The sequence below is a fragment of the Pseudomonas sp. DWRC2-2 genome (assembly GCF_049897885.1).
Classification (GTDB): domain Bacteria; phylum Pseudomonadota; class Gammaproteobacteria; order Pseudomonadales; family Pseudomonadaceae; genus Aquipseudomonas; species Aquipseudomonas azotoformans_A.
Map to the genome: position 1 here is coordinate 1 of NZ_JAFCXD010000002.1, position 15319 is coordinate 15319.

The window sequence follows — 15319 nt, forward strand, 5'->3', positions numbered from 1 at the left end:
ACGATGCATCGCCGATGGTAGTGTGGGGTTTCCCCATGTGAGAGTAGGTCATCGTCAAGATTAAATTCCGAAACCCCATTTGCGAAAGCAGATGGGGTTTTGTTTTGGGCGGTCGAAAACTTCAGCGCCGCGAATCTCCCGACAAATTTGCACAGTTATTTCTGAACCAGACTACTAGAATAGGCACCTAACCTTTTTTAGAGTCCGAGCCCTACTTATGCCCGATCCGGTTGATGCCCTAGAGGTATCGGATTTACCACTGGACGACCTGGTGGCATGCCATGAGTGCGACTTGCTGATGCGCAAACCAGTGCTCGCCCTCGGCGAAAAAGCCCAATGCCCGCGTTGCGGTTACGAGCTGTACGCTCACCGCCACAACGTCGTTGAGCGAAGCCTCGCCCTGGTGCTGGCCGCGTTGCTGCTGTACATCCCCGCGAACTTTCTGCCGATCATGCAGCTCAATCTACTTGGGCAGTCCTCTGAAGACACCGTGTGGAGCGGCGTCGTCGCCCTGTTCGATACCGGCATGCAAGGCGTCGCTGCTGTTGTCTTCCTGTGCAGCATGGGGATTCCCTTGCTCAAGCTGCTTTGCCAGTTGGCAGTGTTGCTCAGTATTCGCTGGAACATTGGCCGCAGTTATGGACTGCTGTTATACCGCATCTACCATCACATGAAAGACTGGGGGATGTTGGAGGTCTATCTGATGGGCGTCTTGGTGGCGATCGTTAAACTCGCCGACATGGCCGCCATCACGGTAGGCCTCGGTCTTGTCTGCTTTGTCAGCTTGTTAATGGTTCAAGTGCTGCTTGAGGTGGTGATGTCGCCCCACCAGATCTGGCAAGCGTTGTCAGGAGAGGATGAACATGCGGGCGATTGATGCAGGCATTCTGATTTGTACCGAATGCCATGAGTTGAATAAACAAGACGCCGACAGCGACGAGCAAATTTGCACGCGTTGTGGTGCGCTGATCCATGCTCGTCGCCCCAACAGCCTTGTCCGCACATGGGCGCTGCTGATCACGGCGGCCATCTTGTACATTCCCGCCAACCTGTTGCCGATCATGACTATCAACTCTCTTGGTCAGGGCGATCCCAGTACCATCATGGCGGGCGTGATCCAACTGGTGCAGCACGGCATGTTCCCCATCGCCGCTGTGGTGTTCATTGCCAGTATCCTGGTGCCCACGTTCAAGCTGGTCGGCATAGGTCTGCTACTGTTCTCGGTGCAGCGTCGTCAACCACTGTCCGCGCAACAACGCATCGTGATGTACCGCTTTATCGAATTCATTGGCCGCTGGTCCATGCTGGATATCTTCGTGATCGCCATCCTGGTGGCGGTTGTAAACTTTGGGCGACTTGCCAGTGTCGAGGCCAATCTCGGTGCTGCAGCGTTCGCCAGTGTGGTGATCTTGACGATGCTTGCCGCAGTAACTTTCGATCCCCGACTGATTTGGGATAACACGGAGTCGGACGACGACCATGAGTGATTTGCCTAAAGCTAAAACCCGCCCAGCCTCCAACTGGTCGGCTATTTGGGTGCTGCCCCTGATTGCCCTGATCATCGGTGGATGGTTGGGATGGCGTGCCTATTCCCAACAGGGCATCGATATCCAGGTGCGCTTTGAAAGCGGTGAAGGCATCCAGGTCAACAAGACCGAAGTGGTCTACAAAGGCATGCCGGTAGGTAAGGTCAAGGCTCTGGCCTTGGACGACGAGGGCAACAATCGCGGGGTGATCGCCACCATCGAGATGAACAAGGACGTCGACCAGTACCTCAAGACCAATACGCGCTTCTGGCTGGTCAAACCGAGCGTCACCCTCGCCGGTATCACCGGCCTGGAAACCTTGGTATCAGGTAACTACATCGCGGCCAGCCCGGGTGACGGCGAACCCACACGCAAATTCAAAGCGCTCTCTGAAGAGCCGCCTTTGTCCGATGCCAAGCCCGGCCTGCACCTGACCGTCAAGGCCGACCGCCTCGGCTCGCTCAACCGTGGCAGTCCGGTGTTCTACAAGCAGATCCAGGTCGGTCAGGTCAAAAGCTACCTGCTCTCCGAGGACCAGAGTACTGTCGAGATCAAGGTCTATATCGAACCGACCTACGCCAGCCTGGTGCGCAAACACACGCGTTTCTGGAACGCCAGCGGCATCAGCATCGACGCCAATCTTTCCGGTGTGAAAGTCCGCAGTGAATCACTCTCCAGCATCGTCGCTGGCGGCATCGCTTTTGCCACGCCGGAGAACCGCAAGGACAGTCCGCCGACTGATCCGAGCCTGCCCTTCCGCCTGTACGAAGATTTCGATGCGGCCGCGGCCGGCATCAGGGTCAAGGTCAAGCTCACCGATTTCGAAGGCCTGCAGGCGGGGCGTACGCCAGTCATGTACAAAGGCATTCAAGTCGGCAGCCTGAAAACCCTGAAGATCAACCCTGACCTTTCCAGTGCCAACGCAGAACTGACGCTCGATCCTTTGGCCGAAGACTATTTGGTACAGGACACTCAATTCTGGGTCGTCAAACCGTCTATCTCCCTGGCCGGTATCACCGGGCTTGAAGCCTTGGTCAAGGGCAACTACATCGCCATTCGCCCAGGTGACAAAGGCACCCCTCCACAAAGGGAGTATGTCGCTCGTGCCAAGGCGCCGCCGCTGGATCTGCGTTCCCCTGGCCTGCACATGGTGTTGTTCACTGACAACCTCGGCTCCCTGGATGTTGGCAGCCCGATCCTCTACAAGCAGGTCAAGGTCGGGTCGGTGCAGAGCTACCAGTTTTCCCGCAAGAACAAGCAACTGGTGATTGGCGTCCACATCGAGAAGGAATACGAGAACCTGGTCAACGGCTCGACGCGCTTCTGGAATGCCAGCGGCGTCACCCTGACCGGAGGCCTCACCGGAGGTATTCAGGTCAAGAGTGAGTCGCTGGCCAGCCTGATGGCCGGCGGGATCGCCTTCGAAACCCCGGAACCGAATGTCCCATTGAAAAAGCGCATTCCGCGTTTCCGTCTATTTGCCGACCGCGAGGCCGCCAACCAACACGGCACCTTGGTGACCATCAAGGTCGACCGTGCCGACGGCATGCGCCCTGGCACGCCAGTGCGTTTCAAAGGCCTGGACGTGGGCAAGATTGAAAGTGTCGATCTCAGCGCCGACATGCAGTCGGTACTGCTCAGCGCACGTATCAACCAAGTGGCGGACCGCATTGCACGCGTCGGCAGCCAGTTCTGGGTGGTCAAGCCTGAGCTGGGCCTGATGAAAACGTCCAACCTGGAAACCCTGGTCACCGGGCAATACATCGAAGTGCAACCGGCTGCGAAAAACACCGGCCCGCAAAAGAGCTTTGTCGCGTTGGACCAGCCGCCTGAAGCTGTGCATCAGGAAGCTGGCCTGAGCCTGACCCTCAGCGCCGCACGCCGTGGTTCGCTGAAGGAAGGTGTACCGGTCACTTACCGTGAAGTCACCGTGGGCAAGGTCACCGGCTACGAGTTGGGCCAGACCGCAGACCGCGTACTGATCCATATCCTGATCGAACCCAAGTACGCGCCCCTGGTACGTGGCGGCAGCCGCTTCTGGAACACCAGCGGCTTTGGCCTCGACTTCGGTCTGTTCAAAGGTGCCACCGTACGCACGGAGTCCCTGGAAACCCTGGTCGCCGGCGGTATCGCCTTCGCCACACCCGACGGCGAACGCATGGGCAACGCCGCCCGCCCACAACAAACCTTCCCGCTGTTCGACAAGTTCGAAGATGAATGGCTGACCTGGGCGCCTAAAATTCCACTCGGCAAATAAGCGCTCATAAAAAAGGCCGCGATCCAGAAGATCGCGGCCTTTTGCATTTCAGCGAATCAAATCAGACTTCATCCAGCTCCGGCTCGTCCGCCTGTACATTCATCGTCGCCTTCACCACATCATGGCGACGGATGTACTTCCAGTCCGCCTCATCGATATAGATCCCGTTCGGCCCGCTGCCGCCTTCCAGGTCGATTGCCACCTGCGCCGACACCTGCGGCTTTACACTGGCCAGAATCGGCACGAAGCCCAGCTGCAAGCTGGTTTCCAGCAGCGCCGCCTGGTTTTTCTCGTCGATGTCCGCCGCCTCGTCGAGGTAGTACGGTAGACGCACGCGCCCGGCCTGGTCGCGGTCCATCAAGTGCAGCAACAAGTACATGTTGGTCAACGCCTTGATGGTCATGGTGGTGCCGTTGGACGCCGCGCCATCGATGTCGGTGTGAATCACCGGCTGGCCGTGTACCTTGGTGATCTCGAACGCCAACTCGAACAAGTCCTTGAGGCCCAACTGGTTATGGTTGGCGGCCACCAGGCGCGCCAGGTATTCCTTGGCTTCTTCGTTCTTGTTGTCCTGCTCGGCGCTTTGGCTCAGGTCGAACACCGACAGCGTCTCGCCTTCTTCATACTGGCCGGCACTGTGGATGATCTGGTCGATATGCTTGAGCGCTTCCTTGTTCGGCGCCAGCACGATGCGGAAGCTTTGCAGGTTGGAGACCTGGCGTTTGTTGATCTCGCGGTTGAACAACGCCAACTGGTGCTCAAGGCTGTCGTAATCGCTGCGGATATTGCGCAGGGTCCGCGCAATGTCGGTGACCGCCGCACGGCGTGCCTTGCCCAACGTCAGGGCTTCATCAGTACGGTGTGCATAGGCGTTGATCAGCAACTGCAGGCGACGCTCAACGTCATCCTCGCTGTCGAACTTGGCCACGCCCTTGAGACGTACCTGGGCATACAGCGCCTCGATCTGGCCATCAGCGCGCAACAGGCCTTGCCAACTGTCCTGATAGTCATTGAGCAGTGGCAGCAGGTTGTCCATGGAGTCGTCGACCGGGTCCATGAACGGCGTGCCGAACGGCAAGTCTGCCGGCAGCAACTGGCGACGGCGCAGCGCGTCATCCAGTGTGCGTTGCTTGGCTTCCATATCGCCAATCTGACGGCCCACCAGTTGCAGCTTGGCCGAGAGTTGCTGAACGCGCTCGGTGAACGCATCGCTGGAGCGCTTCAACTCGTCCTGCGCTGCTTCCATCTGCGCCAGGTTTTCCAGCTTTTCGCCTTCTTCTGCGCTCAGGGTTTGCGCACGGCGGAAGTCTTCCAGGGCTTTTTGCGCATCCAGCACCTGCTGGTACAACGCTTCGGTCTGGGTCTTGCTCGCAGCGCGATCAGACGCGACAGCCTGCTGGGTTTTCAGCTGCTTGAGTTCTTTCTCCAGGCGTTCTTTCTGGTCGCGCAACGCCGCGCGGTCTGCCAAGGCTTGCAACGCAGGCGGTTCGATGTGGGAGATGTCGATGGACAGCCCCGGTACCTCAAAACGCTCGCCCTTGAAGCCATCGAGGATCTGCTCCAGGGATTTAACCCACAGGCCATCCTCGTCCAGCGTGATGCCATGCGCGCCCAATGGCAGGCTGAACAACGAACTGTTGAACAGGCGCATCAGACGCTCGACATCCGGCTGTGAGAATTCTTCCCGCAGTTTCGCGTAGCTGTTGTTGTCGGCGTGGTCGAGTTGCTGCTTGACCGACTTCAAGCGCTTTTCCAAATCGCGCAGACGCTCGTCCAAATCCTCGGCGCTGAACTGTCGCGACTGCGCCAATGCGCCCGCCAGTTCATCGTGAGCATCCTTGGCTGCCAACAGCTGTTGCTCCAGCACCTTCACGTCATCCACCAACGCAAAACGGTGCTTGAGTACCGAAAGCTCGCCCAACCAACGCTGAATTCCACTGATTTCCCGCTCCAGGCGCATCAACTCCTGGGTGCCGCCGCGTTGGTCGTTCTGCAGCGCGTCTTGCTCGTTGCGGTAATGCTCGGCCTGGATGGTCAGTTCTTCCTTGCGCGCACTGGCGTAATCCGACCAAGTGCCCAGCAACGAATCCAACAGCGGCGACAGGCGATGCAGCTTGCCGCGCAACACGTCGCGCTGGCGAACGCCATTGGCCAGGGCTTCAACCAACGGGCCGGCGGCGACCAGCGAGTTGTAGTCCTGTTCCATGCGTCGTACATCGCGGAAGGCTTCTTCGCACGCCGCAATGTAATCCACGCTGCCGGAACGCAAGCTATGTTCGAAGGCATCCAGGAACAGCTGTTTGAGCTTGGCCGCGGTGATTTCGCGCATGTGCAGCAGGTTGATAAACAGTGCGCGGAAGGTCTTCAGGCTCTGCTCGCTGGTGGAGCGCAGCGGAATCAACGTCAGGTCCAGCGGGATCGACGTGTGGCCGCCCACCAACAAACGGCGTAGTTCATCCGGCTTGAGTTCGTAGGCTTTCAGGCCTTCGCGCTCAAGGTTGGTGAACAGTTCTTTCTGACGCAGGCAGGTGTCGTTCTTCTGGTAGTGGGCCAGGTCCAGCTTGCCCGCATAGGCAAAGAACTGGTGACCGAAACCACCGCCCGGGCCGCGCCCAACCACGCCGATCACGTGCGGGCCGTGGGGCAGCGAAACTTCCACCAGGATGTAGCTGGTGTCGGTGGCAAAGTAGAAGCGCCGCGATTGTTCCAGGGTGTACTTGCCGAAACTCATGTCCGACATACGCGCCAGGATCGGGAACTGCAAGGCGTTGATCGACGCGGATTTACCCAGGTTGTTCGCGCCATACACCGACAGGGGTTCTTCCAGCGGGAACAAGCCCAAACTGTAACCGGCGGTATTCAATAGGGCGAAGCGGCGGATGCCGTAGCGTTCCTTACTCATGCGTCGGTCTCCTGTTCTTCGGCAATGGCGCGGGCCAGGGCGTCTTCTTCGCTTTCGTCGGCAAAGTCACTCAAGTCCAGTGGGTCATCGGTTTTCAGCAATTTCTCATCGCTGTCTTCATCAATGATCACCGGTGCCGGCAGTGGCAACACGCTGTGGACGCTGGCCGCCAGGTCACGGTCTTGCTGCACCGACAGGCACACATCAAGGAAGCGGTGCATCGGCGGCAGGAAGCGATAGATGCCGTTGTCTTCGCTGGCAAAACCCAGCTGTGTCATGCGGCGCATGATTTTTTCTTCGAGTTCTTCCTGGGTCTGCACTTCGGCCTGGATAAACAGGTCGCGGTACTTCTCCAGCAGCGACGGCAGTTCATCACGGCCCAGGCTGCCACCATCGAGCACGGCAATCGGGTCGCGGCCCTGGTCGGCCAAATGCTCGACGATGATGAAGGTGAACAACGCCAGGCGTTGGGCGGTCTTGTTCACCTGCGCACTGGCGATGGCGGAGTCCGGCACGAAGTAGTAGAAACCCCGCGTATCGCACACCAGTTCAAAGCCCAGGGCCTTGAACAGCGTGCGGTACTGGTCCTGGAAGTTCGACAGTTGCGCGTACAGCTCCGGGTCGCGGCGGCTGACGTGGTAACCCTTGAACAGCTCGCGAAAGATCGGCGCCAGCTGGGACAGTTCGGATAGATCAAGATGCATGGGGTGTACTCGCAGAGTGCTCGGCGGCGTCGGAACCGACCGGGAGCAGGGCGAAGGAGCGCAGGCTGACCTGGTGCTCGGTGGTGTGGTACTCGCGGCGTTCCAGGCGTTCGCGCTTGAAGCGTTTTTCGCGGGACAGGCGCGAGAACCAGTACAGCAATTCGTCGGTGGCGCCGTCCGGTTCCTGCTCCAGCAGCCAGGTCATCAGGTCCGGCATCGGCAGCGCGTCTTCGCAGCGCTCGAGCATCTCCTTGACCGTGCGCGGTGCGCGCTGGGCGTCGCCTTTGTAGGATTTGTGCGCCTTGGGGAATTTTGCCGGTTTCGGCTCGAAATTCGCCAGGGCGTAGACATAGGCTTCCACTTGGCTGGCACTGCCGAGGAAGGTGCTTTGCGGGCGGGTAAACATCGGCATCGCGGCCTGTGGCACCGCGTCCAGCCCTTTACGGCGGATGGCCGACAGGGCCAGCGCCGCACCACGGGTCACGGCGTTGTGCCGGCGCGCTTCTTCACGCAGCGGCAGCAGCAGTTCGCGGGCATGACGCAAGGTCAGCTGGGCGCTGGTCTGCATTTCGAGGATGCGCGCATGGGTGCGCAGCAGCATGTCATCGTCAACCAAATGGCCGAGGCGCTGTTGCTCGGTGAGCATGCGCAGCAGCACATTTTCCACCTTGCGCACGCCTTGTTCGAAGGCGCCGTCGGCGTTCACCAGTTGGATCATCGGTTCGACGTATTCGTCCCAGGTCGCCAGGACCTCGGCATACCGCTGGCGCAACGGAATCTGCCGGTCGCTGGTCTTGGCCCGGTCGGCCACGGCGGCGAGGGCTTGTTCGTCGTTGGCGAGTTTTTTCAGCACGTCCCGCACGCGCATGTCGAGCAAGCGCAGTTGGCGGGCGAGGTCGTGGCCATCACGGATGTCGAAGGCGTCCTGGATATAACCCGCCAGGCGCTCGAGATGGCGCAGGTAAGCTTCGATTTCCAGGCACAGGCCAAGCCGGTGCTCCTTGCGAAGATAGGCCAGGAAGTCGTGGATCTGCGCGTTGAGCTCGAAACGGTTCGGGCTTTTGGCGACAGGCACCAGGATATCCAGGCGAATCCACACGTCCAACAGGCTGGTAATGTCCTGCGGCGTGCTGTCCAGTTGTTGGGCCGCCAATTGCGCGCGCAACTCGCCAAGGCTCAAGGTGCCTTGGTCGAAGTGTTCGCACAGTGGCTCAAGCAGGGCCCAGTGTTCGGCGAGGGCGCGCAAGACGCGCTTGGGTTCGATCATCGGAATGGCCGGCTGGTTGGCGATTAAAAGTCGCGATTGTACTGCATCGGACGCGGGATTTATCCACAGCCGGTCAGTGCGCAGTGGGCGATTGTTGCCGAACAGCGGTAGAATCCCCGCTCTTTAGTTATCCACAAGTGGCCGAGCTGTGCTTATCGAGTCCCGACGTCGCGCCTACTTGACCGCCATGCAGGTGGTCAACTGGCTGCCCCGCACCGAACTGCCGTTTGCCGCGCCGTCGCGGCCCGAGCTGTTGCAGGCGCTTGAGCCCTATGAGGCGTTCGAGTCGTCGGGCGAAGAAGCGGCCGCGCCGGTGGCGGTGGTCAAGCCCGTGCCTGAAGCGCGCCCGGTCGTCGAGCGGGCGAAGATCGAAGTGCCACGCCCATCGCCAATGACCAAGGCGGCCAAGGTGGTCGAAGAGGCCGCACCGGTGGTCAAGGCCCCAGTGGTGCCACCGCCGCGTTTCGCCCTGCAATTGCTGCGGGCCGGGCGCTGCCTGCTGCTGGTCGAGTTGCCGACCGGCGAACGCTTCCAGACCCGCGACCCCGCCTACATGCTGCTCAAGGACATGCTGCGCGCCGCCGGCCTGCCCGACAGCCCGCAAATCGTCGGCGACCCGGTGCGCTGGCCGCTGTTGGTACGCGGCAACATGGACCAGGGTCCGGAAGCGGCCCGGGATTTTGTGCAAGGTTTTGTGTCTGCGCGCCTGGAAGACGAACCCTGCGTGTGCCTGTGGCTAATTGGCCTGCCCGCTGTGCGCTTTGCAGGCGAAGCCAATGCCGAAGCCTGGTACCGCGAACTGCAGGTCGAAGGCCTGGGTTCGGTATGGGCCCTGCCGGGCCTGGAATTATTAATGGAAGAGCCACAGCGTAAGGCTGATGTCTGGCAAGCCATGCGCCAGCTGATGGCGCGCTGGAAAACAACCGATGAGTGAAGCTTTATCCTTTCGCCCGATGACCGAGGCCGACCTCGACGCCGTGCTGAAAATCGAATACGCGGCATTCAGCCACCCCTGGACCCGTGGGATCTTTCTCGACGGGCTGGGCAAGTACCAGATCTGGTTGATGTTCGAAGGTGAGCAGCAGGTAGGGCATGGTGTGGTACAGATCATCCTCGACGAGGCCCACCTGCTGAACATTACCGTCAAACCGGAAAACCAGGGACGCGGCCTTGGCCTGGCGCTGCTGGAGCACCTGATGACCCGCGCCTACGCTGCCAGTGCGCGTGAGTGCTTCCTGGAAGTGCGCGACAGCAACACCGGCGCGTTCCGCCTGTATGAGCGTTATGGCTTCAACGAAATCGGCCGTCGGCGGGATTATTACCCCGCCGTGGGGGGCCGCGAAGACGCGGTCGTCATGGCCTGTACCCTGGTCGACTGACCGCGCCTGACCTAGCGGTTTCCGTCCAGCGGATCCCGCTTCGCCAATTCCGCCTCATCCAGGCCATTGCCGCCGCCAATCTCGTCCTCGTCCACGATACTCAGGTCGTAATCCGCCGGATTATCTTCGCCTTCCTCCCTGGCATCCCGCGCGCCATCCTCAGGGATCAAGGTTTCCGGGGTTAAATCATCACCGGTCTGCGCCGAGGGTTCATCTTGGTCAAAATCCAGCTCGCGCATCGAACCCATGCGGTCTTCGTTGTCATCAATGGGTTCGGGCTGCGTAGCGCCGTAGGGACGTCGTGATTCAGTCATGGCCTATCCTCATACTGTGGGGCTTATAGTGTGTGGACAGGCTGCGCGGCCCAAAGATTCAAGCTAATTCACGCGCGGCGTGACCTGGACGTGGGGTTGTCAGTCACAAAACTGCGCATCATTCCTGAGGCTTTCCCTGATGAACGAACTACAAGACCTGCTTGATAACAATGAACGCTGGGCGGACGCGATCAAACAGGAAGATCCCGAATTCTTCGCCAAGCTCGCCCGCCAGCAAACCCCGGAATATCTGTGGATCGGCTGTTCCGACGCCCGTGTGCCGGCCAACGAGATCGTCGGCATGCTGCCGGGGGATCTGTTCGTGCACCGCAACGTGGCCAACGTGGTGCTGCACACCGACCTCAATTGCCTGTCGGTGATCCAGTACGCAGTGGACGTGCTCAAGGTCAAACACATCCTGGTGACCGGCCACTATGGCTGCGGCGGCGTGCGCGCTTCGATGCAGGACCGTCAATTCGGACTGATCGATGGCTGGCTGCGCACCATTCGTGACCTCTATTACGAAAACCGTGACGTGCTGGCCCAGTTGCCGACCGAAGAAGAGCGCGTCGACCGTATGTGCGAGTTGAACGTGATCCAGCAAGTGGCCAACGTCGGCCACACCAGCATTGTGCAAAACGCCTGGCACCGTGGGCAGAGCCTGTCGATCCATGGCTGCATCTACGGCATCAAGGATGGGCGCTGGAAGAGCTTGAACACCACCATCAGTGGCTTCGAGCAATTGCCGCCGCAGTACCGCCTGCGTCCGTTGGGTGAAGCCTAAGCGCCGCCGGGGCTGCACTTCTGTTCCAGGAAGCGCAGCCCCTCTGTGTTGATCTGTTCCTTCCTGCCTTTGATCCACCCCCTGCAATTGGCCGCGCCGCATTGGCAGGCAAATTGGCGGTGCAGGCAGTCGAAGGTCAAGGCGAAGTCGAGTGTGATCCAGCTGCCGGCTGTGATCGCCACTACCGTCCAAAGCTCTAAGTAGTCAGTGTCGGCGCAAGTGTTTGGAGCGCAAGAGTGATGGATCAGGCCCATGAACCATCGGTCATACAGATAAATGCGCGAAGAAATTTGAAACGCATGTTGACCCAGTTCACTCAACGCATAGCCGGATAACTTGGCAATACACGTTCGGCTTTCAAAGTTGACGCGCGCCTTGACGCCTATGGACTCACCTTCTCGGTTGCGAACCACTTGAAAATCACGGTTCGAGGGGTAACCGCGTGCAAAGGATTGGCTCGCGAAAGGATAAAAACAGTCAATCACAGCGGTTTTAGCCTTGTCCATGGCTTGAGTTTTCATAACTCTCCTTGGCTAGGCTGCATCGACCTGCGGGTGGTGTCTGACTACCAGTCTTGCAGCGGATGGGCGCGGTTCAAGACTCGCTGAACGTGAATCCGATTTCTACTGTCAATGTTGACAGTAGAAATCGGTCGTTTTTTGTGCGATTTACAGCGCAGGCGCTGTGATGGCGGGGGCTGGGGCGGCGTTTTTCAGCTGTTTCAACTGGCCCTTGATGGCGGGTGTAGCGCATTTTGCGTTGGCCTCCACCGAGGTCATATTCCGCACCGAGGTGTAGAACAACTCACAGGTCTGCTCCTTGCGCGTGACCTGCCAGGTATTCATGCACGCCTTGAGCAACACGTTCGGATCACTCGCGGGTTTCTGGCCCATTCCGGCCTGCCAGCAGGCGGCGCTCAAATCCTGACCCATCACCTTCAAGCCGGCCTCGTCGGCTTTCTGCTCGTTGCCATCGTAGGTGTCGGGGCTTGCGGCATACCAGATATAACTCGGGTGATTGGCGCCCAGCACTGACACGCTTTTGCCCGGCGTCGGGCTGATCTGTGCCAGGCTCAGCACGTTCACGGTCTGCCCATACTGCTGCTTGATCCAGCTGCGTACCGGTGCGCCAAATGCCACCATCGGCAACGCGCCTTTGGCGGACAGGCTCAGTTCCTGGACCATGCGCGTCTGGTAATCGGTGAAGTAGCTGTAGACGGTTTCCAGGTCCTTGCCCGCGTTGGAAGGCGCGGCGATAGGCGCAATATCGATGATGGTCTGGTAAGCCGGCGTTTCTGTGGCCGGGATGCCGTTATCCGTGAGCAACGTGGCCCAGCGGTCGGTGGTGGCCGATTCCAGGTAATCCTGGGCCTGGGTCAGCGAATAATCCGGCGGGAAGTGCAGCAGTTCGATGCTTTTGCGGTTTTCCAGGGCCATGCCCAACGGCAGGAACAAGTACCAGTTGTAGGCCCACTTGCCGTCAGTGTTGAGCTTGCTGGCGCCTTGATAGGCCAGGTCGGCGGTATTGAGCAGCGTGGTCAGGGGTTGGCCGTAATTGTCAGGCACACCGCTGAAGGTCGCTGACACCTGCCCGTCATGGGTCTTGACGCTGACTTTTGCGCGGCTGTAGCCATCCCGTTGCAGGCTCTGGTTCAAGTAATGCTCGGCAGTCTGTTCCAGCGTCCATGGCCGAAAGCAGATCACATTGCAATTGTTGGGGAAGGCGAACAGTTGGGTCACGCGTTGCGTACTCCCCAATGGCACCTCGATGTCGGCCTGTACGACCGCACTCGCCATCAGTGCGGCCAGGGAGAAGGACAACCTGGTCGGTTTAAACATTGTTGTTTCCTTGTCAGCGAAAGCCCGTCTGCGCGGGGTGAAAGCCCACCTCCACACAGTAGCGGTTGACCAGGAAAACCGCGTGCTAAATCGCCAGGTGTGTCGCTATTGGATAAGAAAACCTACAGGCTGAACTGCAATGCGTTGCTCAAGTCGCCCATGGGCTTCTGGCCACGGGCGGTCATCGCGTCATCGCGTTGCTTGAGGCCGTCCAAGGTCTCCAGCTGGAATACACGGGTGATCAAGCGCAGGATCGACGCCGTGTCATACACCGTATGGTCAACGGTGCCCTTGCGTGCGAACGGTGACACCACAATGGCCGGGATCCGCGTGCCAGGGCCCCAACGGTCGCCCTTGGGCGGTGCCACAGGGTCCCACCAGCCGCCGTTTTCATCGACGGTCACCACGACCACCATGTTTTTCCACTGCGGGCTCTCTTGCAGCACCTTCAGGGCGCGGGCGATATGGCGGTCGCCCGAGGCCACGTCGGCGTAACCCGCGTGCATGTTCAGGTTGCCTTGGGGCTTGTAGAAGGTCACGGCAGGCAGCTTGCCGGCCTGCGCGTCAGCAAAGAACTTGTTGGTGCTGGACTCGTCACCCAGGCCGCCATCGCGCAGCCGCTTGTCACGCTCGACGCGATTCTCCGGACCCTGCTGCTTGAAGTAGTTGAATGGCTGGTGGTGATACTGGAAGTTAGGGATCTTCGGGATACCGCCCGAATCCTTGAACTGATCCAGGGTGGCTTGCCACGCACCGGCATACCAGGCCCAGTCGACATTCTTTTTCGACAGCTTGTCACCAATATGTTCGTGGGTTTGCGGCACCAGCACATTGGGCAGGTCGGGTTTAGAGTAATCCGGGTTTTCCGGATCGCGGATCCAGGTCGGCCAGTAGGGCGGGGCCAGGGTATTCACGCCGTAACCGTCTGGGGTCAACGCGCTGGGACCAAACTGCGGTGGGCCGGTCATGGCGCTGGCTGGCGACTTGTCCAGCGGCTTGAGGCGTGGGTCGGTGGGGTCATCGCTTTGCAGCGTGGCGATCTGCGCCTTGGCCACCGATTGCGCGGCATTCGGGTAAAACGGCGCGGTGGCGCTGATCAGGTACTGGTGGTTGAGGAACGAGCCACCAAACGCACCCTGGAAGAAGTTGTCGCAGAGCACGAACTCCTTGGCCACGTCCCACAGGCGCAGGGAGTAACGGCTCTGGGCGTAGTGACCCATCACCAGGCCACCCGAGTCGGCCCAGGCGACGAAGCTGTCGTTTTTACCGCCGTTGATCTGCATCTGGTTCTGGTAGAACACGTGCCACAAGTCGCGGGTGACCAGGCTCAGGGGCAGGTCTTCTGCGTTCGGGCCCTTGAGAGCGAAGGGCGCATTGGGCAGGTTCTCCTGGAATTGCACTTCGCTGGGATAGGTCACCCCGTCCACCGATTGCGGCCCGACTTGCAGCACGCCACCCCAGGCCGGTGGCAGGGTAGTCAGCAGGCTACCGTCGCGGTCGCGTTGTTGGGTATCGGCGGCGGACAGCGCCGACAACGGCTTCTCCACGCCAGGGAAATCCGCAAACAGGTTATTGAAGCTGCGGTTCTCGGCATAGATCACCACCACGGTTTTCACCTGATCGTGCAGTGCCTTGTCCAACTCTTGCGACGTGAGTGGACGTGCCACCGGTTTGCCCGGCGCTTCGCTGGTGTTGCCGCAGGCACTTAACGTCGCGCCGACCCCCAACACCGCCGCGCCTCCCAGGAAGCGCCGGCGGCTGGTGTCGACCGGTGGTTGGGCGGCGGAATCAGGAGAAGGGCGGTCTTCGTGCTCGTCACTCATTGCGGGGGAGTCCTTGGCGAGATGTTGCAAGATATTTCGCAGGACGGTAGCAATGCAATGTGACGGAACGAAGACACTGATTTCACAGCAGGCGCAGTGCCAGCTGGCTGCCCGCGCGCAAGTACTCGACCTGGGCCGTCACCGCATCCTTGACGATGGCCTCGCCGGTGTCGGTCAGCTTGGCCTTCTTTGCATCGATGACACTGGTCTGCAACAGTTGCATCGCCACGTCGATCGATTTCTGAAACGCGGTGATGTTGTTATGCAGGCCGAACTCCTTGATCACGGCGGCCATGCGGCGGTCGGCGTCGTCGCGCAAGGTTCGGTATTCAGTGACCGAAACGTTGTCGTCCTGGTAGATGTCAGTGATCAGGTCTTCCAGTGATTTGGAGAGGGGCGTCATCGGATTTTCCTTGGTTTCAGGTGAGGAGGAATCCGAGACAGGTTAATCAAAGGCGTTGATGGGAGGAGTCAGGGGTTGCCGTTGTCTGGAGTAGGACAACCCCACGCGATTAATCGGAAGAT

At 59.8% G+C, this 15319-nt stretch carries 14 protein-coding genes; 6 read left to right on the top strand and 8 right to left on the bottom strand.

The features are described from left to right. The first annotated feature begins 217 nt into the window (after positions 1–217). The 3 genes from ACP7EW_RS08435 to ACP7EW_RS08445 are packed head-to-tail and all read left to right on the top strand — an operon-like array spanning position 218 to position 3783. Entirely contained in the window at positions 218–877 is a 660-nt protein-coding gene (locus ACP7EW_RS08435; protein WP_033898387.1) for a paraquat-inducible protein A, read from the top strand. Then, on the top strand, positions 864–1487 hold the full coding sequence (locus ACP7EW_RS08440; RefSeq protein WP_426216439.1) for a paraquat-inducible protein A: 624 nt from the start codon (positions 864–866) through the stop codon (positions 1485–1487). Before ACP7EW_RS08435 ends, ACP7EW_RS08440 begins: the two co-directional genes overlap by 14 nt. After that, positions 1480–3783 (top strand): MlaD family protein, encoded by a 2304-nt coding sequence (locus tag ACP7EW_RS08445; RefSeq protein ID WP_426216441.1) that lies wholly within the window; start codon positions 1480–1482, stop codon positions 3781–3783. The genes ACP7EW_RS08440 and ACP7EW_RS08445 overlap by 8 nt, the downstream gene beginning before the upstream one ends. 61 nt (positions 3784–3844) lie before the next feature. On the opposite strand, the gene mksF is transcribed toward ACP7EW_RS08445, so the two are convergent. The 3 genes from mksF to mksB are packed head-to-tail and all read right to left on the bottom strand — an operon-like array spanning position 3845 to position 8656. Next, positions 3845–6685, bottom strand: a complete 2841-nt coding sequence (mksF, locus tag ACP7EW_RS08450) for an Mks condensin complex protein MksF (RefSeq protein ID WP_426216443.1) — start codon at positions 6683–6685, stop codon at positions 3845–3847. Next, positions 6682–7389, bottom strand: a complete 708-nt coding sequence (gene mksE, locus ACP7EW_RS08455; RefSeq protein ID WP_012722059.1) for an Mks condensin complex protein MksE — start codon at positions 7387–7389, stop codon at positions 6682–6684. The genes mksF and mksE overlap by 4 nt, the downstream gene beginning before the upstream one ends. Continuing rightward, complete coding sequence (gene mksB, locus ACP7EW_RS08460; RefSeq protein WP_177077887.1) at positions 7379–8656, bottom strand: Mks condensin complex protein MksB; 1278 nt, start codon at positions 8654–8656, stop codon at positions 7379–7381. The genes mksE and mksB overlap by 11 nt, the downstream gene beginning before the upstream one ends. A gap of 187 nt (positions 8657–8843) precedes the next feature. Here mksB and ACP7EW_RS08465 point away from each other — a divergent pair, with 187 nt between their 5' ends. Continuing rightward, complete coding sequence (locus ACP7EW_RS08465) at positions 8844–9590, top strand: energy transducer TonB (RefSeq protein WP_426218031.1); 747 nt, start codon at positions 8844–8846, stop codon at positions 9588–9590. Then, positions 9583–10035 carry a ribosomal protein S18-alanine N-acetyltransferase gene (gene rimI / locus ACP7EW_RS08470; RefSeq protein WP_095014576.1) on the top strand — a complete coding sequence of 151 codons (453 nt, stop codon included), beginning with the start codon at positions 9583–9585 and terminating at the stop codon, positions 10033–10035. The genes ACP7EW_RS08465 and rimI overlap by 8 nt, the downstream gene beginning before the upstream one ends. A gap of 11 nt (positions 10036–10046) precedes the next feature. Here rimI and ACP7EW_RS08475 read toward each other — a convergent pair whose 3' ends face one another. Next, complete coding sequence (locus ACP7EW_RS08475; RefSeq protein ID WP_033898397.1) at positions 10047–10349, bottom strand: hypothetical protein; 303 nt, start codon at positions 10347–10349, stop codon at positions 10047–10049. 139 nt (positions 10350–10488) lie between these two features. On the opposite strand from ACP7EW_RS08475, the gene can reads away from it, so the two are divergent. Then, on the top strand, positions 10489–11133 hold the full coding sequence (gene can, locus ACP7EW_RS08480; RefSeq protein WP_003188288.1) for a carbonate dehydratase: 645 nt from the start codon (positions 10489–10491) through the stop codon (positions 11131–11133). Here the strand turns inward: can and ACP7EW_RS08485 are convergent. The 4 genes from ACP7EW_RS08485 to ACP7EW_RS08500 all read right to left on the bottom strand — a co-directional run bounded on the left by ACP7EW_RS08485 (position 11130) and on the right by ACP7EW_RS08500 (position 15197). Next, a complete protein-coding gene (locus tag ACP7EW_RS08485; protein ID WP_426216446.1) occupies positions 11130–11654 on the bottom strand; it encodes an SET domain-containing protein-lysine N-methyltransferase in 525 nt (174 codons plus the stop codon). The two genes, can and ACP7EW_RS08485, sit on opposite strands and share 4 nt — an antisense overlap. A gap of 147 nt (positions 11655–11801) precedes the next feature. Continuing rightward, complete coding sequence (locus tag ACP7EW_RS08490; protein ID WP_426216448.1) at positions 11802–12971, bottom strand: hypothetical protein; 1170 nt, start codon at positions 12969–12971, stop codon at positions 11802–11804. A gap of 122 nt (positions 12972–13093) precedes the next feature. After that, positions 13094–14794, bottom strand: a complete 1701-nt coding sequence (gene acpA / locus ACP7EW_RS08495; protein WP_426216450.1) for an acid phosphatase — start codon at positions 14792–14794, stop codon at positions 13094–13096. Positions 14795–14876: 82 nt separating this feature from the next. Continuing rightward, positions 14877–15197, bottom strand: coding sequence for a hypothetical protein (locus tag ACP7EW_RS08500; RefSeq protein ID WP_426216452.1), 321 nt, complete (start codon positions 15195–15197; stop codon positions 14877–14879). Positions 15198–15319: the final 122 nt, after the last annotated feature.